Raw genomic sequence first — 20,475 nt, forward strand, 5'->3', positions numbered from 1 at the left:
CTATCGCAGTGGCGAGATGAATTGTTCTGCAACCCATTCGGCGACTCCGCTGGGGTAGGGCGAAGACAGTCCGAGGACGAGGTGCTCGAAGCCGGCGTCGATGGCGCGGCCGACAGCGTCCCGGGTGGCCCCGGGGTGTTCATAGGACACCGGTAAATAAATCGACCGGACCAGAGTGCTTGGCTCACGGCCGATTTCGGTGCAATAACGATTCAGCAGGTCGTTGCGGGCGATCGCGTCATCGAGGTCGGCTCCGGGCACGTTCCACAATTGGGCGTGTTCTGCGGCGACGCGCAACAACCTGGCCGAGCGGCCGCCGATCAGTATCGGTGGGTGCGGTTGCTGGATTGGCTTGGGGTTGCCGACGGCACCGGTGAGCCGGACGTCGGTGCCGGAGAAGTCGAACGGCTCGAACTCGGTCCACAGCCGGCGGATGACGGTGAGGGCCTCGTTGAGACCGTTCACTGAATCGGCAAAGTCGTCATAGGGCAGACCGTGTGCTTCGTATTCGCGCCTGGCCATTGGCAATCCGGGCCGCGAGCCCGCGCCGATACCGAAATCCAGGCGCCCGGCCGAGACGATGTCGACGGTGGCGGCTATCTTGGCCAGCATCGCCGGCGGCCGAAATCTGTTGCTGGTTACCAAGAGTCCTAGGCGCAGCCGACGGGTCTGGGCAGCCAGCGCCGACAACAGTGTCCAGCCTTCGAATGTCGGACCGGACGGATCGCCGAATATCGGCATCAGGTGGTCATAGAGCCACGCGTGTTCGATCTCGCCTATGGCGTCGGCTTCCTGCCAGACCCGGAGGATGTCGTCGTAGCTCACTTGCGACGGGGCCGTCATGATGCCGAACCGTGTATTCGTCATGCGGCGCGCTCGCCGACCGGCAGCCGACGAAGGTTGGTCTTCTCGATGGCGGGTGGGGTGTAGGCCTGATCGAGGGTACCGATATCGGTACCTGGCTGGACGATATCGTCGATGCGGTCAAGGATTTCGTCGCCGAGTGTGATGTCGACGCCGGCCAGTAGATCATCGAGTTGTTCGGCGGTCCGCGGTCCGAGCAGCGCACTTGTCACCCCTGGATGTGCGATGGCGAACGCCATCGCCAGGTGGGTAATGGACAGGGCCGCCTCGTCTGCCAGGGTGATCAATTGCTCGACGGTGTCGACGCGGCGTTCATCGGCGAAGACTTTCAACACACCCGCCCGGACGAGGTCGGCGTGGGCGCCTCTGCGCACGCGGCCGGTGAGCATGCCCTGGCCCAGGGGACCCCACACCAGCACACCCATGCCGTAACGCTGTGTGACGGGCAGTATCTCGGCCTCGATGCCGCGATTGAGCATCGAGTACGGCGGCTGTTCAGTGTGGAAACGTTCTAGCCCACGCCGGTCCGCAACCCATTGGGCCTCGACGATGTCGGTGCCGGGGGTATTGGACGAGCCGATGGCGCGCACCTTCCCGCTGCGGATCAGGTCCGAGAGCGCGGACAAGGTCTCTGCCATGTCGGTCTCGGGGTCGAGTCGGTGGATTTGGTAAAGGTCGATGTAGTCGGTCTGGAGGCGTCGCAAGGAGTCATCGACGGCGGTCATGATCCAGCGCCGTGAGGTGCCGCGCTGATTGGGATCGCCGCTCATGGGCCGACCGAATTTGGTTGCGAGTACGACTTTGTCGCGCCGCCCCTTGAGCGCCTTGCCGACAACGATCTCGGAGGCCCCGGCCGGTGGTATCGAATATGCGTCGGCGGTGTCGATCAGATTGATACCCGCGTCGAGCGCCCGGTGGATCAGGCGGATCGAGTCGTTGTGGTCCGGGTTGCCGATTTTTGCGCCCAGCAGCAGTGGTCCGAGTCCGTATGGACTGACCTTGATGCCGGTTCGGCCGAGAGTGCGGTATCGCATGTGGGCTCCGTGGTTGCGACTGAGGCGGCGGTGGCACCGATCCCCAGTTATTCGGAAAGCTATTCCGCTAACATATGGAACGCGTTTCCGGAACGCAACCTTATCCGGAAAGTTTTTCCGTTAAATTTTGCAAGGGACGGAGCACTCAATGGCGGCAGGCCCGTCGGAGTCGGGCGACTCGCCCGCATCGTCACCACGGCAGCGTCGGCAGCGTACCGATGCGCAGCGCAACGTCGGCGCGCTGCTCGAAGCGGCGAAAACCGTGTTCGCGACTGCGGGGGTCGATGCGCCCGCCAAGGAGATCACCGACCTGGCGGGAGTTGGAGTCGGCACCCTGTACCGGCATTTCCCGCGCCGATCTGACCTGATCGTGGCTGTTCTGCAACACGAGGTCGACGAGTGTGCCGAGGCTGCAACGGTATTGGCTCGGCACCACGAACCAGGTCAGGCGCTCGAGAGGTGGTTGTACCGATTCACCGAGTTCGTCGGCACCAAGCGCGGGCTTGCTTCTGCGCTGCACTCGGGCGACCCGGCTTTCGATGCCTTACCGAGCTACCTCACCTCGAAGCTCGAACCGGCCCTTGACGCATTGTTGTCCGCTGCAACGGCGACCGGTGAGGTCCGTGACGACCTCTGTGCCAGGGACCTCATCCACACCGTCGCACTGCTGTGTCAGCCCGTTCCAGGTGAGGCGCTCACCTACAACCAACGTCTGGTGGCGGTGTTCGTCGACGGACTGTATCGCCCGGGCACCGCGCATTCATGAATCAGGCCAAGAGCCCCTTGGCGACGTGGGTGATCTGCACCTCGTTGCTGCCGGCGTAGATCATCAACGACTTGGCGTCACGCGCGAGCTGCTCGACGCGGTACTCGGTCATGTAGCCGTTGCCACCGAACAACTGGATGGCGTCCATCGCGACGTCGGTGGCGGCCTGCGAGCAGTACCACTTCATGGCCGACGCCTCGGCCAGCGGAATCTGGCGGCCGGCCTGGCCGGACTCGATGACGCGGAACAGCATGTTGCGCACATTCATTCGCGCCACCTCCATGCTGGCCAGCTTGAGCTGGATCAGCTGGAACTGGCCGATCTCCTTGCCCCACAACGTGCGCGTCTTGGCGTAGTCGATACACAGCCGCAGGCATTCCTCGATGATGCCGAGCGACATGGACACGACGCCGACGCGTTCGGCCGAGAAGCTCGAGCGCGCGCTGTCGCGCCCGTCGCCGGCCTTGTTCTCCTCGGTCTCGCCGAGCAGCCGGTCGCGGCCCAGCCGGACGTTGTTGAAGAACAGCTCGCCGGTGCGCGACGAGTGAATGCCCATCTTGCGGAACGGCTTCGACTGGACGAAGCCCTCCATGCCGCGGTCGAGCACGAAGGTCAGCACCTTGCGGTCGCGCTTGTCGGCGCCGTCGCCCTCGTCCAGCTTGGCGTACACGACGACGACGTCGGCGTCGGGGCCGTTGGTGATGAAGGTCTTCTGGCCGTTGAGGATGTAGTCGTCGCCGTCGCGCACGACGTACGACTTCATGCCACCGAACGCGTCCGAGCCCGAGTCGGGTTCGGTGATGGCCCACGCGCCGACCTTCTCGTACGTCACCAGGCCGGGCAGCCAGCGCTCCTGTTGGGCCAGGGTGCCGCGGCTCTGGATGGTGGGCACCGTGAGGCCGAGGCTGACGCCCACGCCCGTCACCAGACCTGAACTGACCCGGCACAATTCGCTGATCAGCACCATGCCCATGCCGGCCTGGTCCGGTCCGCCGCCGAACATCCCGCCGGACGCCCGTGGCTTGCCGTCCGAGACTTCGCCGGACCGCAGCCGGGACAGCCGCCGCTCCAGTGCCTCCCGCGCCATGACGTCGATGCCGAAGGTGGCGAACAGCTTTCGGATGATGGGGTAGGGCTCCATGTCGCCGCCCTCGAGCTCGTCGAGGTGCGGGCGGATTTCCTTGTCCACGAACTCGCGAACGGCGTCGCGCACGGCAATATCGACGTCGGACCAATCAAGCATGTATTCAGGCAGCCTTTCCGGACACTGAGCGGTTGCGCGCGGGACGCAGACCAGCCAATGAGAACGTGGTGTGCACCAGTGATCCGGCGCGTTCCATCAACGACTTGTGACGTGGCACATAATGCATCGGCAGGCCCCAGCGGTCTTTCGGCGGGGCCATGAATCCCGGCGCCTCGACCAGTGGTGCATCGGCCGGCACCCGTCCGGCAGCCCGGCGGTATGCCGCCAATGCCCTTGGGTGCAAACGGATTTCATCGGGGACGGCGAGGAAGGCCAGCTCGACGGCCTTGCCTAATAGCCGCAGCACCACCTCGTCGCTGGGGGTCCAGCGCATGCCGGCTCGCTCCCGCACGGCGGGGTCGAACACCCCGGCCGCGACCCAGCGCTGCGCCCCGACCAGCGGCCGGAACATCTGGTCCCACACCGGGGTGGGCATCAGCACGAACCACGGCTTGGGGATGCGGATGGTGAAGATGTCGAGCGTGGCCCGGTTGATCTCCAGCTCCTCGGAGCATTTGTGCTCCCAATAGGTTTGGAAGTCCTCCCAGGTTTCCGGGACCGGCCGCATGCTCATGCCGTACATCCGGTACCACTGCACGTGCTCGTCGAATAACTGGCGCTTCTCGGCCTCGGTCAGCCCGCCGCAGAAGTACTCGGCGGTCTTGAGGATCAGCATGAAGAACGTCGCGTGTGCCCAGTAGAACGTTTCGGGATTGAGCGCGTGATAGCGCCGGCCGTCGTGGTCGACGCCCTTGATGGTCTGGTGATAGCCACGGATCTGGGCGCCGGTGTCGGCGGCGCGGTCGCCGTCGTAGACCACGCCCATGATCGGGTACACCGAGCGCGCGACGCGCTGCAACGGCTCCCTCAGCAGGATCGAATGATCCTCCACGCCGGCCCCGAGTTCGGGATACATGTTCTGGATCGCACCGATCCACACGCCGAGGATGCCGGTGCGCAAGTCGCCGAAGTACTTCCAGGTCAGCGAATCCGGGCCGAGCGGTTCGGCGGCGGGCGTCGTTCGTGGGGTCATGGTGTCCTCGCTCAACGTTGATACCGAGGGTTCTGTGTCGCCACGATAATCGTGACAACGTATGTTGTCCACGATTTGGTGCCGGTGTCGCGGTGACCGTTACAGAGCGTCCATCGGGTCGCCATACGTCGGTGACCAGCCAGTTTTCCGGCGCGCGGCCATGGTCGTTGCCGGTGCTGCGAACCGCCACCTAGGGTGGCGTCGTGGAAGTCGAATCGTTCGAAGAACGATCCGACGGTGTCGGAGAGATCGGCCCGGGCGCACACGCCGGGCCAGGATCAAGTGGACCGTTGGGGTGGTTGCAGAACACCAATCACAGTCCGGCTGTCATCGGATTCATCCGACGGGCGCGCCGTGCACTGCCGGGGGATCCGGAATTCGGTGACCCGCTGTCGGTCGCCGGCGTCGGTGGGCCCAGCGCGGCCGCCCGTGCCGCCGATCGGTTGCTCCCTCGTGGTGGGGCGTCCCACGAGGTGAGTCTCGCGGGGCTGCAGGTGTGGCAGGCCCTCACCGAGAGGGTGTCCGGACGCCCGGCGAACCCGGAAGTGACCATCGTCTTCACCGACCTCGTCGGCTTCTCCAAGTGGTCGCTGAGCGTTGGCGACGAGACCACACTGCGGCTGTTGCGCCGGGTGGCTCAGGTCTTCGAGCCACCACTGCTGGAGTCGGGCGGCCACATCGTCAAGCGCATGGGCGACGGGTCCATGGCGGTGTTCAGTAATCCGGTCACCGCGCTGCGGTCGGTGATCCGCGCGCTCGATGCGCTCAAAGACGTCGAGATCGACGGGTATCACCCCAAGATGCGCGCCGGCATCCACACCGGGCGGCCGCAGCGCATCGGGTCGGATCTGCTCGGCGTCGATGTCAACATCGCGGCGCGCGTCATGGAGCGGGCCACCAAGGGCGGCCTGATCATCTCGCAGTCCACGCTCGACCGGATCGACCAGCAATACCTCGACGCCCTGGGCGTGACGCCCAAGAAGGTGCGCAAGCAGCTATTCGCCGCCAAGGCGTCGGGTGTGCCCGAGGACCTGGCGATGTACTGGATCAGGCAGCGCAAGGACGCCGGCACCGAACCCGACGACGGGGAGCTCGCTGAGGCCTAGGGCCGGCCCGGTGCGGCGGCGCCTGTGCCGCGTTCCGGTCACCGTCGTCTACGCCGCGCTGTTGGTCGTCGTCACCGTGACCCTGGCGGCGCTCGGCCCGGCGGTGCATGACCGGGTGGTCGGGTACGCCAGTACCAATTTGCACAATCTCGGCGCTGGCCGAATCGACACGCTGTTTGCCAGTGCGCTCATCGCTGATGACGGCCGGTTCTTCCTGTGGCTGCCCGGACTCATCTGCCTGCTCGCTGTCGCCGAACTGGCCTGGCGCAGCCGCCGCCTGCTGGCGGTGTTCCTCGTCGGCCATATCGGAACGACGCTCGTCGTCGCGGCCGGGTTGGTGGCCGCCGTCGAGTTGGGGTGGCTGCCGTGGTCGATCAGCCGGGTTGCCGATGTCGGGGTCAGCTACGGGGTGTTGACGGTGGTCGGAGCGCTGACCGCGGTCGTGCCCGCCCGCCTCAGAGCGGTGTGGCTCGCGTGGTGGCTGGCCGGTTCGGTCGCCGTTCTCGCGGTGAGCGACGACTTCACGGAAGCCGGTCACGTGGTCGCGCTGGCGCTGGGTCTGGTGCTCGCGCGGCGCCTGGCCGCGCCGGTGCGCTGGACGCCGGCGCAGGGCGCCCTGTTCGGCGTGGGCGCGTGCTTCGGCTACGCCGTACTGGTCCACACACCGGAGCTGGCAGTGGTCGGGGTCCCTGCGAGTGCGGTGGGCGCGGCGCTCGTCGCTATGATCTCCGGGTGGCTGAGCAGGGTGAAGAACTAACGGAAGCAGCATTGACCGCGGCGGTCGACGCCGCCCGTCTCGCCTTCGAACAGGCCGCTGACCTCGACGCCCTGGCGCGCGCCAAGACCGAGCACCTCGGGGACAAGGCGCCCATCGCGCTGGCCCGTCAGGCACTGGGCACCTTGGCCAAGGAAGACCGGGCCGACGCCGGCAAGCGCGTCAACGTCGCCCGTAGCGCCGCGCAGCAGGCGTACGACGACCGCATCGTGGTGCTGCGCGCCGAACGCGACGCCGCCGCCCTGGTCGCCGAGCGCATCGACGTGACGTTGCCGACCACCCGGCAGCCCATCGGCGCCCGGCACCCGATCACGATCCTGGCCGAGAACGTCGCCGACACCTTCGTCGCGATGGGCTGGGAGCTGGCCGAAGGGCCCGAGGTCGAGACCGAGCAGTTCAACTTCGACGCGCTGAACTTCCCGCCGGACCACCCCGCGCGCAGCGAGCAGGATACGTTCCACATCGCGCCCGAGGGCTCACGGCAGGTGCTGCGCACCCACACGTCGCCGGTGCAGATCCGCGCCCTGCTGGACCGCGAACTGCCGGTCTACATCGTGTCGATCGGCCGCACCTTCCGCACCGACGAACTCGACGCCACCCACACCCCGGTGTTCCACCAGGTCGAGGGACTGGCCGTCGACAAGGGTCTGACGATGGCCAACCTGCGCGGCACCCTTGATGCGCTGGCGCGTGCCCAGTTCGGCCCCGAGGGGCGCACCCGGTTCCGTCCGCACTTCTTCCCGTTCACCGAGCCGTCGGCCGAGGTCGACGTCTGGTTCCCGGACAAGAAGGGCGGTCCCGGCTGGGTGGAATGGGGCGGCTGCGGCATGGTCAACCCGAATGTGTTGCGGGCCTGCGGTATTGACCCTGACGAGTACTCCGGATTTGCCTTCGGTATGGGATTGGAGCGAACCCTGCAGTTCCGCAACGGAATTCCCGATATGCGCGACATGGTGGAGGGCGACGTGCGCTTCTCCCTGCCGTTCGGGGTGGGTGCCTGATGCGCGTTCCCTACAGCTGGCTGCGGGAAGCCGTCCAGGCCGGGGCGCCGGGCTGGGACGTGTCGCCGGAAGAGCTGGAAGCCGCCTTCATCCGGATCGGCCACGAGGTCGAGGACGTCATCGCCGCGGGGCCGGTCACCGGTCCGCTGACGGTCGGTCGCGTCGTCGAGATCGAGGAACTGACCGAGTTCAAGAAGCCCATCCGGGCCTGCAAGGTCGACGTGGGTGAGGCGCAGCCGCGCGACATCGTCTGCGGCGCACGCAACTTCGCCGTCGGCGACCTCGTCGTGGCGGCCCTGCCCGGCACGGTGCTGCCCGGCGAGTTCAAGATCGCGACCCGCAAGACCTACGGCCGGGTGTCCGACGGCATGATCTGCTCGGCCGCCGAATTGAACTTCGGCTCCGACCATTCCGGCATCATCGTGCTGCCGCCGGGCACCGCGGAGCCGGGCGCTTCGGGCGCCGAGGTACTGGGCCTGGACGACGTGGTGTTCGACCTCGCCATCACCCCGGATCGCGGCTACTGCCTCTCGATCCGCGGCATGGCGCGCGAGATCGCCTGCGCCTTCGACCTGGATTTCGTCGACCCCGCCGACGTGCCGGCCCTGCCCGCCGAGGGCGAGGCCTGGCCGTTGACGGTCCAGCCCGGCACCGGTGTGCAGCGTTTCGGGCTGCGCCCCGTCGTCGGCATCGACCCGACGGCGGTGTCGCCGTGGTGGCTGCAGCGGCGCCTGCTGCTGTCCGGTATCCGCGCCATCTCGCCGGCCGTCGACGTCACCAATTACGTGATGCTCGAGCTCGGCCACCCGATGCACGCCCACGACCGCAAGCTGATCACCGGGGGCTTCGACGTGCGCTTCGCCAACCCTGGGGAGACCGTCGTCACCCTCGATGATGTTGAGCGCAAACTGGATTCGGGCGACGTCCTGATCGTCGACGACGTGGCCACCGCGGCCATCGGCGGCGTCATGGGCGCCGGCACCACCGAGGTCCGCGACACCACCACTGACGTGCTGCTCGAAGCGGCAGTCTGGGATCCGGCCGCGGTGTCGCGCACCCAGCGCCGCCTGCACCTCGTGAGCGAGGCCAGCCGCCGCTACGAGCGGTCTGTCGATCCCGCGATCTCCCGTGCCGCACTGGACCGCTGTGCCGCGTTGCTGGCCGAAATCGCCGGTGGCACCGTCGAACCCACTGTCACGGATTGGCGTGCCGAGCACACCGCACCGGACTGGTCGCAGCCGCCCGTCACCATCGCCGTCGATTTGCCCGACCGCATCGCCGGCGTCAGCTACCCCGAGGGCACCACGGCCCGTCGCCTCATGCAGATCGGCGCGCACGTCACCGTGTCCGGTGCTTCCGCCACTGTCGTGCCGCCGAGCTGGCGACCCGACATGAAGCAGCCCGCCGACCTGGTCGAGGAAGTGCTGCGGCTCGAAGGACTCGACGGCATCCCGTCGGTGCTCCCGCAGGCACCCGCCGGCCGCGGCCTGACGGCGGCACAGCAGCGTCGCCGCGCCATCGGTAAGTCGTTGGCGCTCAATGGCTTCGTCGAGATTCTGCCGACGCCGTTCCTGCCTGCCGGCGTGCTGGACGCCTGGGATCTGCCGGCCGACGACCCGCGCCGCGCCACGATCTCGGTGCTCAACCCGCTCGAAGCCGACCGGCCCGCACTGGCCACCACGCTGCTGCCGGGCCTGCTGGAGGCGTTGGTGCGCAACGTGTCTCGCGGTGCCGCCGATGTCGCACTGTTCGGCATCGAGCAGGTCGTGCAGGCCACGCCGCACACCAAGGCCGTGGGGGCCATCCCGGTGGACCGGCGTCCGACCGACGCCGAGCTGGCCGAGATCGACCAGGCCCTGCCGTACCAGCCGTTGCATGTCGCCGCGGTGCTCACCGGCCTGCGTGAGCCGGCCGGCCCGTGGGGTCCGGGTCGTGCCGTCGAGGCGACCGACGCCCTGGAGACCGTGCAGATCATCGCCCGGGCCTGCGGCGTCGAGTTGACGCTGCGCGCGGCGCAGGAACTGCCGTGGCATCCGGGCCGCTGTGCCGAAGTGCTCGTGGGTGACACCGTCGTCGGCCACGCCGGCCAGCTGCACCCGGCCGTCATCGAACGCACCGGCCTGCCGAAGGGCACCTGCGCCGTCGAGCTGAACCTGGACGCCATCCCGGTCATCGAGCGCGCCATCGTGCCGTCGGTGTCGCCGTACCCCGCGGTGTTCCAGGACGTCAGCCTCATCGTCGCCGACGACGTGGCGGCGCAGGCCGTGGTCGACGTCGTGCGCGAGGGCGCCGGCGGCCTGCTGGAAGACGCGCGGCTGTTCGACGTCTACACCGGCCCGCAGATCGGGGAGGGTCGCAAGTCCCTGACCCTGGCCCTGCGGTTCCGGGCGCCAGATCGGACCCTGACCGAGGACGAGGCCAGCGCGGCCCGCGACGCCGCGGTCGCCCTGGCCACCGAGCGTCTCGGCGCCGAGCACCGGCGCTAATTCGACTTACCGCGAGCGGGCGTGTTTGTACGCAGACACGCCGCCTGCGGCGTGCATTTTGGGGCCGCTCGCCGGAGCTGCGTGCGCATCGTAGGCATCGGTCAGATCATTGTTGTTGGCCCAACACGGTGTGCAGTTGATTGCGGTTGGTGATGCCGAGCTTGGGGAACATCTTGTAAAGGTGGGCCGCAACGGTTCGGTGTGAAACGTAGATGCGGTCGGCGATCTCCCTGTTGGTCAGCCCTGCGGCGGCCAACTGAGCGATCTGAAGTTCTTGGGAGGTCAGGTCGGAAGCCGGGCCCTGACGAAGAGTCCCGGCAGGGGTGGCCACGCCTGCCGCACGCAGCTCGGCGGCGGCCCGATCGACGAACGGTGCCGCGCCGGCGGCGTCGAACACGGCCAGCGCCGACGACAGATGGGTGCGCGCCTCGGTGATCCGGCGCTGTCTGCGCAGCCATTGCCCATATGCCAGATGCGTTCGGGCCGTTTCGAGTTCGGCATCCGCGTCATCTCCGGCGGTCAGAGCTGCCAGAAAATGGTCCTGTGCCGCATCATCGGTCTGGGCCAACAGCGCGTGTGCGCGATGCGCGAGCATCAACTCCAGGCCGGTCCCCAGCTGTCGCGCCTGATCCTCGATCTCCGCGAGCAGCGGTCGCACCAGTTCGGCTCGGTCGCTGCCGGCCGCGGCCTCGGCGAGATCGGCGACGGCCCACCGCTGGGATGTCCTGTGCCCGGTCATTTTCAGTAGGTGTCCCAATGCCTCGGCCGGATCGGCGGTAAACAGTGACAACAGGCCCGCTGCCCAGTGCGCGTCGTCATGCCACAGGATCGCGGGATCGGGAGCCAGCAGTCGACGCGCGGTGGCTATGGTCTCGTGGGCCTGGTCGAACCGGCCCTGCCATACCTGCACCCGGGCCAGGGTGGCCGCCGCCGAGGCCGCGGTCATCGGTAGCTTGATGTCCCGGGCCAGCCGCAGCGCATTCTCGGCCGCGATGGCCGCGGCCTGGATTCGGCCCTCTTGCAACAGCAGGTGCGACGCGCCGCGCTGACTCTCGCATTCGTCGGCGGCTGACCCTGAGGTCCTGGACCTGCTCTGGACCAGCTTCCAGCACTGCATGGCATGCGTGCGGTCGGCGACCGCCTCGGCGGCGAATCCGAGCGCCATCAACAGCAAGGGGTCGTCGGCAACCTCGTTTACGAACCGGGGCAGACGGGTGCGTAGGGCCTGACCCGCGCCGGTGTCGTCCAGCAACGCCATTGCCATGCATACCGCCGGATCGTCCGCGCCGCGATCGAGGCGGCTGATGGCCGCGACGATGTCGCGACGGGGCTCCTCGGCGAGGCCGTGCATGCGGCACTCGATGGCTGCAGCCCACAGCAACCGACGCTGTGCGGCGTCGCCGTCCGTGAACTTGCCGGCGAGCGCCACGAGTTCGGTCGCCGACTGGCCCGATAGCGCAGCGGTCGCATTGAGGACGAATCGGGTGATGGCCAATTGCTCTGCGCTGCAATGCTTGGCACCGAGATTCTCGGCTTCGCCGAGAATGCTGATGGACTCGGCGGTCAGTCCGGAGCTGCGGGCGATCTCGGCCGCTTCGGTCAACCGGCGCACCCGAGAAGACGGTTCTGGGGACAGCACGGCCGCCCGGCGCAGGGCCGCGGCGGATTCGGCGCCGGCACCGCGCGCATGGGCGTGCCGCGCGGCGCCTTCCAAAGCTGTGGCAACTTGCTCATCGGTGCCGAATGTGGCTTCCGCGCGGTGCCATGCCGCGCGGACCAGGTCCACCGTCGCGTCGGCGAGTGCCCGGTGGACGACTGTCCTCGTGGACAGCGGAGCTGCGCCATAGACCGTCGATCGGATCAACGGATGGCGGACGTGGATCCGGTCGCCGCCCGCCCTGATCAGGCCCGCCCGCTCGAGCGGGGCCAATTCATCGGTGAGTACCAGGCCGAGTAGATCAGCTGCGACGTCGATGTCACGTAGCTGGCCATCACTGGCCGAGATCAATAGCAGCAGCAGGCGGCCGTTGTCGGTCAGGTCGTCGAGCTGGGACAGGAAAGCTCGTTCGACCCGGCGGGTCGTGGGCAGCGGCTCACCGGAGAAGGTGGCGCTGCTGCCGCGCTCGCTCAGGGCGCCGGACAGTTCGATGACTGCCAGCGGGTTGCCGCCTGCCTGCTCGAGTACCCGTTGCTGGAGCAGGGCGTCTGCGTGCTGGGCGGTGGTGCTCAACAGTTGACGGGCATGTTCGGGAGCCAAGGGACCCAATGACAATCGAGGCAGACCGTCCAGATATGCGGTGGCGCCATCGAGCCCCGTACGTTCGGCGCACAACATCATCAGCGGTGCATTACTGAGCCGGCGCGCCACGAACGCCAAAACCTCCAGCGAAGACTGGTCCAGCCACTGGACGTCATCGATGATCAGGACGATTCGGCGTCGGCTCGCCGATTCTTCGAGGAGTCCGAGTACCGCCAGGCTGACCATCAGCCGATCTGGCGTCGGGCCTTCGGCCAGGCCAAAAGCGGTCAGCAGGGCCGTGCGCTGGCGGGGTGGTAATGCCGGGGTGTGGTCGAGCACCGGGTGGATGAGTTCGTGGATGCCGGCGAAACCCACTTCGCTCTGGCTCTGCAGGCCCGAACAGCCCAGCCTGCTGTAGCCGTTGGCCACCGCCCAGTCGGCGATCGCCGATAGCAACGTGGACTTGCCGATACCGGCCTCACCGTCGACGACAAGCGCTGCGCCACTTGTAGAGATCGCGGCGAGCGTGTCGGTGACGCTCGACAACTCGGTTGACCGACCGATTATCACCGTTGCCAAGCTAGCAGTCTGAATTGGCATTGCCAACCCAGGTATGGTGTGAGGATGCGCACCGACCCGTGGTCCGACGACGCCTGCCCGATAGCCCGCACGATGGCGGTGCTGGGGCAGCGGTGGGCCATCCTGATCGTCCGCGAGGCATTGCTGGGGCGGTCCCGGTTCTCCGAATTCCGCGAGCAGCTCGGGGTGGCCTCCGATGTACTCAGCGCGCGGCTGGCCGAGTTGGTGGCCGCCGGCATCCTGGAGGTCGAGGATTATCGGGAGCCCGGCGAGCGCACGCGCAGTCGCTACGTGCTCACCGACGCCGGACATGATCTGGTGACAGTGCTCGCCGCGATGGGGCAGTGGGGTCGCAAACACCGGGTCACCACCAAGCGCAGCGGCTACCGGTTCATCGAGAAATCCACCGGCGAGCATGCACTGGTGGTCTTCCGTCGGCATGACGGCATCGCTGTACCTACCCGTGACGTGACACTCATCGACTCGCTCAACTCCGAATGAAGTCCAGCAGATCGCGATTCAGCTGCTGCTGATAGTCGCCGTGAATACCGTGGGGGGCGCCCGGATACACCCGTAGGGTGCCGTACCGCACCAGCTCGATCGATTTCGACGCCGCATCGTGGATCGGGACGATCTGATCGTCGTCGCCGTGGGCGATCAGGATCGGCGCTTCGAGGGCCCGCAGATCCGCGGTCAGGTCGGTTTCCGAGAACGCCTTGACGCAGTCGTACGCCGATGCGAGTCCCGCCTGCATGCCCTGGAGCCAGAAATGGTCGATCAGTCCCTGGGAGACGGTGGCACCGTCTCGGTTGAACCCGTAGAACGCCACCGCGAGTTCCCGCCAGTACCCGGATCGGTTGTCCAGTACGCGGGCCCGGATGTCGTCGAACACCGACAGCGGTGTGCCCTCGGGGTTTTCTGCTGATGCCACCATCACCGGTGGCGCCGCGCCGACCGTGATCACCTTGCGCACCCGACCGGCGCCGTGGCGTGCCGCGTACCGCACCACCTCGCCACCTCCGGTGGAATGCCCCACAACGACGACGTCGGACAATCGGAGTCCGTTGATCAGCGCCGCCAGGTCTGCGGCGTAGGTGTCCATATCGTTGCCAGACCACGTCTGCTCGGACCGGCCGTGCCCCCGACGGTCGTGGGCGATGGCACGGAAACCGTTGTCGGCGAGGAGTTTCAGCTCCACATCCCACGCGTCGGCGCTGAGCGGCCAGCCATGACTGAAGACCACCGCCGGCCCGGATCCCCAGTCCTTGTAGTACAGCTGCGCCCCGTCGGAGCCCTCGATGAATGGCATGGGTGCCAGTCTGGCCTCAGCTGTCAGACGCGGCCATCAGTCAAACGACCATCGCGACACGCGGGCCCTCGTCCGCATACCCCCGTAGTCAATTGACGGATACCGGGGAGCCGGGCCGAGAACGCAGGCTGGTGACAACGACGACAGCAGGGAGACACCACATGACGGAAGCCGCCACCGCGGTGGGCGCTGCGCACGCCGCCAACCTGGACATCGAGGTCGACGGTGAACTGTTCGCCTACCGGCGCTTCGGTGGTCCTTCGGCCACGGTGCCGCCACTGGTGCTGCTTCAGCATTTTCGCGGCAATCTCGATTACTGGGACCCAGCATTCCTGGATGTGCTCGCGGCCGACCGTGAGGTGATCACCGTCGACCTGCGCGGCGTCGGAGGCTCCACTGGCACCACACCCGACAACATCGCGGACATGGCGCGCGACGCCCTCCGGTTCATCGACACGCTCGGCTTGAAATCCGTTGATCTGCTCGGTTTTTCACTCGGCGGTCACATCGCCCAGGAGATCGCGCTGGTGCGTCCGCGATTGCCGCGCCGGCTGGTGCTCGCCGGCACGGCGCCGCAGGGTGCTCCCGATCTGCACAGGTGGTCCGAGGATGTCTACGCCTACGCCTGTGCCGACGAGATCACCGCCGAAGGATTCATCGCGCTCTTCTTCTCCGGCTCCGAGAAGAGCGTCCAACGCGGTTGGGAGTACCTGGCGCGCACCCACGCTCGAGACACCGACCGTGACGCCGAAACCACTCTGGCCTGTCGTGACGCGCAGTACCAGGCGCTGATGACTTGGGGCATACCGGAATCGTCGAAGCTGGAACGGCTTTCGGCCATCACCCAACCGACGCTTGTCGCCAACGGCGACAACGACACCATGATGTCGACCAAGAACAGTTACTTGTTGGCCGAGAGGATCCGCGGTGCCCAACTGCGCATCTATCCCGATGCAGACCACGGATTCCTCGACCAGTATCCGGTCGAGTTCGGCCAGCACGTCCGCCAATTCCTCGGCCGCTAAGGAGAATTCATGACCGACCTGCTCACCTCTGTGCTGAATGCCTACGGCGGCGTCGACCGTTGGCGGGAGTTGACCTCGGTCACCGCGCGCAAACGGTTCGGGGGCGCCATCTGGGACATCAAGGCCGTACCCGGCATCGTCGACGACGGTGAGATCACGGTCTGGATCAAAGACCAACGCACCTCGCTGTCGCCTTTCACTGCGCCCGATTTGAAGACCGCCTACACGCCGCAACGGGTCGGTATCGAGACAACAGCCGGGGACATCGTCGAGATGCTCGACGATCCCAGAGCATCGTTCGCCGGGCATACTCTCGAAACACCTTGGAGCACATTGCAATTGGCGTACTTCACCGGGTACGCCATGTGGACCTACACGGCCGAGCCGTTCAATCTCACCTTTCCCGGTGTGCGTACCGCAGAGGGCGAATCCTGGCCCGAGGACGGCCAGCAATGGCGCACCCTGCACGTCGACTACCCCGACACGATCGCCACCCACAGTCCCCACCAGATCCTGTACATCGATTCCGACGGACTGATTCGACGTCGCGACTACCAGGTCGACATTGCCGGGGGATCCCCGGGCGCTCACTACGTTTCGGATTTCGATGAGATCGGCGGTCTGGTCATCCCACGCACCCGGATGATCTACGTCCGCGACGCCGACAACCACCCGATACCGGAGCAACTCGTGGTGTCCATCGAACTGACCGATATCACCGTCAACTGAAGGGAATGCCCATGACATATTTGTCCGATCAAGCTGAGGATCGCTTCGTCGGGGGCCCTGACGGCGAACGTTTCCACTACCGCCGATTCGGGAGGACCGGCGGAGTCCCGCTGGTGCTGTGCATGCGCCTGCGCGGAACTGTCGACCATTGGGATCCACAACTGCTCGATGCGCTGGCCGCCGAACGTGAGGTCATCGTCTTCGACAATCGGGGGACCAGCCTCTCCAGCGGTGCCGCGCCGACCACCATCGACGGGCTTGCAGACGGCGGTATCGCGTTCATCCGGGCGCTCGGGCTGACCGAGGTCGACGTGCTGGGATGGTCGTTGGGTGGCATTGTCGCCCAGGGCATTGCGTTGCGTGCACCGGAATTGGTGCGTCGGCTGGTGGTCGCGGGCAGCACGCCGGCAGGAGTGCCGGACCAGCCGGCCCCCGGGCCCCGGGTGGGGGAGATTCTCGGCCACCCCGTCAACGACGACGAGGACTACCTGTACCTGTTCTTCCCGGAAACCGATCAGGGTCGTGCCGCCGGACTGGCTTCATTGCGGCGCTTGGACACTCGGTTGCTGCAGTCCCAGGCCGCGGTGCAGGGGGACACCTATCGGGCCCAGTTGAGTGCCATCGCCGCGTTCGGTGGTTACTACCTGCGGCTGGCCGAACTGAAGCTGCCCGTGCTGGTCGTCAACGGTGCCCATGACGTGATGATCAATTCCTATGCGACCTACGCGATGTCGCAGCGACTGCCGGATGCCAAGGTGGTGCTCTACAGCGACGCCGGCCACGGATTCCTGTTCCAGCACATCGCCGATTTCGCGCACGACGTCAACCGGTTCCTGGGATGAGCGCCATGAGAGCTGTCAGCCGGGACGAACTCGGCGGGCCCGAAGTGCTGCACGTGGTCGAGATCGACCGTCCCACACCAGGAATTGGGCAGATTCTGGTCCGGGTGCACGCCGCCGGCGTGAACCCGGTCGACGGGATGAATCGTCAGAGCGGGGTACTCGTCGGGGCGACGCCGTTCGTCCTGGGTTGGGATGTGTCCGGCACCGTCGAAGCGGTGGGTTTCGGCGTCACCCTGTACCAGCCCGGTGACGAGGTGTTCGGCCTGTTGCCATTCCCTCTGGGGCACGGCGCCTATGCCGACTACGTCGTCGCTCCGACTCGGGTGTTCGTGCCGAAACCGGCGAACCTCGACCACGTTCAGGCCGCCGCGTTGCCGCTGGCCGGATTGACGGCCTACCAGGCGCTGGTGGACACCGCCGGCATCGGCGAGGGCACCCGGGTGCTGATCACCGCCCCGGCCGGCGGGGTGGGACATCTGGCAGTGCAGATCGCCAAGGCATACGGCGCGTACGTCATCGGACTGGCTTCACCCGATAATGTCGAGATGGTCACCGGCCTCGGCGCCGATGAGGTGATCGACTACACCACAACCGATTTCACGACGGTGCTCAGGGACGTCGATGTGGTATTCGACCTCATCGGTCACGACTATCAGAGCAAGGCGCTGCAGGTGCTCAAACCCGGCGGCACGCTGGTCTCGTCGCTGCCGCAGTCTCTGCCGGAGGTCGTCGCCGACGCTGTCGCGCGAGGTATCCGGCCGGCCGGACTGTTCGTCGAGGCCGACCGGCTGGGCATGACTGCGCTGGCAGAGCTTGCCGGCCGCGGGGCGCTGGTCCCGACGATCGCGGCCACCTTCCCGCTGGAACAGGCCGGGCAGGCGCAGTCCTACCGCGTCAGGACCGGCAAGGTGGTGTTGACCCTGTGATGGCGAACGAAGCTGGAACCGACGTCGTGGAGAGCACGGCGATCGAAGCCGATCTGCTCGTCATCGGTTTCGGTAAGGGTGGCAAGACGCTGGCCGGTGACGTCGGCCGGACAGGCCAACGGGTGGTCCTGGTCGAGCAGGCGGCGCAGATGTTCGGCGGCACCTGCATCAACACCGGTTGCGTGCCGACGAAGTCGATGGTCCATCAGGGCGAGAAGAACGCCGCGACAAACCTCCCGGGTGAACTGGCTTATGCCGCAGCGGTTGCCGCAACGGAGCGGTTGACCGCGGGGCTTCGTGCGGCCAACCTCGCTGCACTGGAAAGCATTCCGTCGGTCACGGTGCTGATCGGCACCGCCATGTTCGTAGATGCCAACACGGTGCAGGTCAGTTGTGATGCAGGTGCCGTGACGGTGAGCGCTCGTCAGATCGTCATCGGAACCGGGGCGCGCGCCGGCACCGCGGAAATACCCGGCCTGGCTGCTTGTCCGGTGGCCGTCACCAACGTCGAGCTGTTGCATCAGGCGGCTCGCCCGGAACGCCTCGTCGTTCTCGGTGGTGGATTCATCGGCCTCGAATTCGCGTCGATGTATGCCGCGTTCGGCTGCTCGGTCACGGTCCTCGAGAGGAATCCGGCAGTGCTCGCAAGCGAGGAGCCTGAGATCGCGGACATGGCGCGTTCACTGCTGGCCGCGCGCGGCGTAGATATCCAAACCGGCGCCGATGTCGTCGACGTGCAGACGATCCTCCGTCCCGGAGCCGCGCCGATGGCTCGTGTTCGGTACCTGAGCGATGGACGACCGGTCAGTGTCGACGCCGACACTGTTCTCGTCGCGCTCGGGCGCACTCCGAACACGGCTGCATTGCGCCTCGACCGGGCGGGAGTCGAGACGACCGACAGGGGTGCAGTGGTCGTCGATGACTACCGTCGAACCACCGTGCCGCACATCTTCGCCGTCGGTGATGTCACTGGGGGACCCCAATTCACCTATATCTCACTCGATGACTACCGCATTGTCACCGACCAGCTATCCGGGGTCGATGAACCGCGGCGGGCGTCGCAGCGTACGGCAGTGCCTACGTGTCTCTTCCTCACCCCGCCGCTGGCTCGGGTGGGATTGACCGAGTCGCAGGCGCGCAGTGCGGGTCACGACGTCCTCGTCGCCGCGAGTCCGGTCGCAAATCTCGCAACCGTGGCCCGTGCACGCATCGTCGAACAGACCGACGGAATGATGAAGATCGTCGTCGATGCCACCACCGGCAAAATTCTCGGTGCCACACTGTGGTGTCACGACTCCCACGAAGTGATCAACATCGTCGCACTGGCGATGCGGCACGGTATCACCGCGCGTGCACTGCGCGACGAGATCTACACGCACCCTTCGATGTCGGAGTGCTTCAACCAGCTACTGGGGCTATTGGCCTGAGCGCATTGCCCGGTGCGGGCGGTGCCCGCGCAACCACGCGAGGCACCGCCGCTACCGACTACCCGGCGTCGGTCATCGTCAGGACCACCCGAAAGCGCGCTTCATTGCGCATCATCCGGTCGTAACCGGCGGCCGCATCCCGCAGCGGCATCGGTTCAACCCACGGCCGAATGCCATGCAGGGCAGCGAATTCCAGGGTGTCCTCGGTATCCGCTGCGGTACCGGCAGGGTGTCCATGGATGGTGCCTGAGGTGTTGATCAGTTGTAGCGGAGTGATGTCGAGTGGTTCAGCGAGCACGGCAAGCGTGAGTACCTCACCGTGTGGCGCGAGGCCGTCGCCCGCAACGCTGATCGCGGTCCGATTGGTGGCCGTCGCTGCCACCACCCGCGCGCCACCGAGCTTGCGCAGTTCGGCGGCCACGTCGGCGGCGGTCGAATCGATGTAATGGTGAGCGCCCAATTGATGAGCCATATCGGCCTTTTCGGCGCCGCGTGCGATGGCCACGGTCCGGAATCCCATGCGTGCGGCGAACTGCACGCCCAGGTGACCCAGTCCGCCGATGCCCAAGACGGCGACCACGTCGCCTGGGCGTGCACCACTGTGGCGCAGCGAATTGAACATCGTCACTCCGGCGCACGCGAGTGGTGCGGCTTCGACGGCGGCGAGGGCGTCGGGGATCCGTGCCAGTCCGGACTGGTGCACGAGCAGCATCTCGGCATAGCCGCCCGGAAACCCGGCCCCGGTCACCTTCGAGCGCGTGCAGTGCACGAAATCACCGCGGCGACAGCGGGAACAGCTCCCGCAGTAATACCCGAACCAGCCGACTGCGACGCGGTCGCCGATCTGCCAGTCGAGCACTCCGGGCCCGACCGCCACGATGTGACCGGCGACCTCATGACCGGGCGTCACCGGAAAGACCGTGCCGGGCAGGTGGCCCGCGGCGATCTGAGAGTCCGAATGGCACACGCCGCAGGCTTCGACGCGGACCAACACCTCGCCGTCGCCGGGTTCGTGCACCGGCCGGTCCGTGAGTGTGATTGCACCACCGGGTTCGGTGACCTCGACGCTCCGGTATGTGGCGACCATGAAT

Annotated in this window: 18 protein-coding genes; 11 read left to right on the top strand and 7 right to left on the bottom strand. The window is 66.7% G+C overall.

The features are described 5' to 3' along the window. The gene (locus H289_RS0123620) at positions 1-867 is read right to left on the bottom strand and encodes an LLM class flavin-dependent oxidoreductase (RefSeq protein ID WP_020103312.1); all 867 of its coding nucleotides are present in this window, start codon (positions 865-867) and stop codon (positions 1-3) included. Then, the gene (locus H289_RS0123625; protein WP_020103313.1) at positions 864-1,898 is read right to left on the bottom strand and encodes an aldo/keto reductase; all 1,035 of its coding nucleotides are present in this window, start codon (positions 1,896-1,898) and stop codon (positions 864-866) included. Before H289_RS0123625 ends, H289_RS0123620 begins: the two co-directional genes overlap by 4 nt. A 148-nt stretch (positions 1,899-2,046) precedes the next feature. Here H289_RS0123625 and H289_RS0123630 point away from each other — a divergent pair, with 148 nt between their 5' ends. After that, on the top strand, positions 2,047-2,664 hold the full coding sequence (locus tag H289_RS0123630; RefSeq protein WP_020103314.1) for a TetR/AcrR family transcriptional regulator: 618 nt from the start codon (positions 2,047-2,049) through the stop codon (positions 2,662-2,664). Position 2,665: 1 nt separating this feature from the next. On the opposite strand, the gene H289_RS0123635 is transcribed toward H289_RS0123630, so the two are convergent. Both H289_RS0123635 and H289_RS0123640 read right to left on the bottom strand, forming a co-directional pair. Further along, positions 2,666-3,907 (bottom strand): acyl-CoA dehydrogenase family protein, encoded by a 1,242-nt coding sequence (locus H289_RS0123635; protein WP_020103315.1) that lies wholly within the window; start codon positions 3,905-3,907, stop codon positions 2,666-2,668. 4 nt (positions 3,908-3,911) lie between these two features. After that, the gene (locus tag H289_RS0123640; protein WP_020103316.1) at positions 3,912-4,940 is read right to left on the bottom strand and encodes an oxygenase MpaB family protein; all 1,029 of its coding nucleotides are present in this window, start codon (positions 4,938-4,940) and stop codon (positions 3,912-3,914) included. 203 nt (positions 4,941-5,143) lie between these two features. On the opposite strand from H289_RS0123640, the gene H289_RS0123645 reads away from it, so the two are divergent. Genes H289_RS0123645 through pheT form a run of 4 tightly spaced genes read left to right on the top strand, consistent with a single transcriptional unit; the run spans position 5,144 to position 10,308 of the window. After that, complete coding sequence (locus H289_RS0123645; protein ID WP_020103317.1) at positions 5,144-6,046, top strand: adenylate/guanylate cyclase domain-containing protein; 903 nt, start codon at positions 5,144-5,146, stop codon at positions 6,044-6,046. A gap of 10 nt (positions 6,047-6,056) precedes the next feature. Continuing rightward, positions 6,057-6,803: a rhomboid-like protein gene (locus H289_RS0123650; RefSeq protein WP_020103318.1), complete on the top strand. Its 747-nt coding sequence runs from the start codon at positions 6,057-6,059 to the stop codon at positions 6,801-6,803. Beyond that, on the top strand, positions 6,779-7,822 hold the full coding sequence (pheS, locus tag H289_RS0123655) for a phenylalanine--tRNA ligase subunit alpha (protein ID WP_029105651.1): 1,044 nt from the start codon (positions 6,779-6,781) through the stop codon (positions 7,820-7,822). The genes H289_RS0123650 and pheS overlap by 25 nt, the downstream gene beginning before the upstream one ends. After that, positions 7,822-10,308 (top strand): phenylalanine--tRNA ligase subunit beta, encoded by a 2,487-nt coding sequence (gene pheT, locus H289_RS0123660; protein ID WP_020103320.1) that lies wholly within the window; start codon positions 7,822-7,824, stop codon positions 10,306-10,308. The genes pheS and pheT overlap by 1 nt, the downstream gene beginning before the upstream one ends. 106 nt (positions 10,309-10,414) lie before the next feature. Here pheT and H289_RS0123665 read toward each other — a convergent pair whose 3' ends face one another. Continuing rightward, entirely contained in the window at positions 10,415-13,117 is a 2,703-nt protein-coding gene (locus tag H289_RS0123665) for an ATP-binding protein (protein WP_231388116.1), read from the bottom strand. A gap of 54 nt (positions 13,118-13,171) precedes the next feature. On the opposite strand from H289_RS0123665, the gene H289_RS0123670 reads away from it, so the two are divergent. Then, entirely contained in the window at positions 13,172-13,627 is a 456-nt protein-coding gene (locus tag H289_RS0123670) for a winged helix-turn-helix transcriptional regulator (protein WP_020103322.1), read from the top strand. On the opposite strand, the gene H289_RS0123675 is transcribed toward H289_RS0123670, so the two are convergent. Then, positions 13,614-14,435, bottom strand: a complete 822-nt coding sequence (locus H289_RS0123675) for an alpha/beta fold hydrolase (protein ID WP_020103323.1) — start codon at positions 14,433-14,435, stop codon at positions 13,614-13,616. The genes H289_RS0123670 and H289_RS0123675 overlap by 14 nt on opposite strands. 161 nt (positions 14,436-14,596) lie before the next feature. On the opposite strand from H289_RS0123675, the gene H289_RS0123680 reads away from it, so the two are divergent. From H289_RS0123680 to H289_RS0123700, 5 genes are read left to right on the top strand one after another with little or no spacing between them, the layout of a single operon-like run. Then, positions 14,597-15,460: an alpha/beta fold hydrolase gene (locus H289_RS0123680; RefSeq protein ID WP_020103324.1), complete on the top strand. Its 864-nt coding sequence runs from the start codon at positions 14,597-14,599 to the stop codon at positions 15,458-15,460. A gap of 9 nt (positions 15,461-15,469) precedes the next feature. Beyond that, positions 15,470-16,189, top strand: coding sequence for a hypothetical protein (locus tag H289_RS0123685; RefSeq protein WP_020103325.1), 720 nt, complete (start codon positions 15,470-15,472; stop codon positions 16,187-16,189). Between the two features lie 11 nt (positions 16,190-16,200). Next, positions 16,201-17,031 (top strand): alpha/beta fold hydrolase, encoded by an 831-nt coding sequence (locus H289_RS0123690; RefSeq protein WP_029105653.1) that lies wholly within the window; start codon positions 16,201-16,203, stop codon positions 17,029-17,031. Between the two features lie 5 nt (positions 17,032-17,036). Beyond that, complete coding sequence (locus H289_RS0123695; protein WP_155944239.1) at positions 17,037-17,957, top strand: NADP-dependent oxidoreductase; 921 nt, start codon at positions 17,037-17,039, stop codon at positions 17,955-17,957. Next, positions 17,957-19,384, top strand: a complete 1,428-nt coding sequence (locus tag H289_RS0123700) for a dihydrolipoyl dehydrogenase family protein (protein ID WP_020103328.1) — start codon at positions 17,957-17,959, stop codon at positions 19,382-19,384. Before H289_RS0123695 ends, H289_RS0123700 begins: the two co-directional genes overlap by 1 nt. 58 nt (positions 19,385-19,442) lie before the next feature. Here the strand turns inward: H289_RS0123700 and H289_RS0123705 are convergent, their stop codons facing one another. Continuing rightward, positions 19,443-20,471, bottom strand: a complete 1,029-nt coding sequence (locus tag H289_RS0123705) for an alcohol dehydrogenase (RefSeq protein ID WP_020103329.1) — start codon at positions 20,469-20,471, stop codon at positions 19,443-19,445. Positions 20,472-20,475 lie beyond the last annotated feature (4 nt).

Origin of the sequence: Mycobacterium sp. 360MFTsu5.1 (assembly GCF_000383495.1) — a bacterium.
GTDB lineage: Bacteria > Actinomycetota > Actinomycetes > Mycobacteriales > Mycobacteriaceae > Mycobacterium > Mycobacterium mucogenicum_B.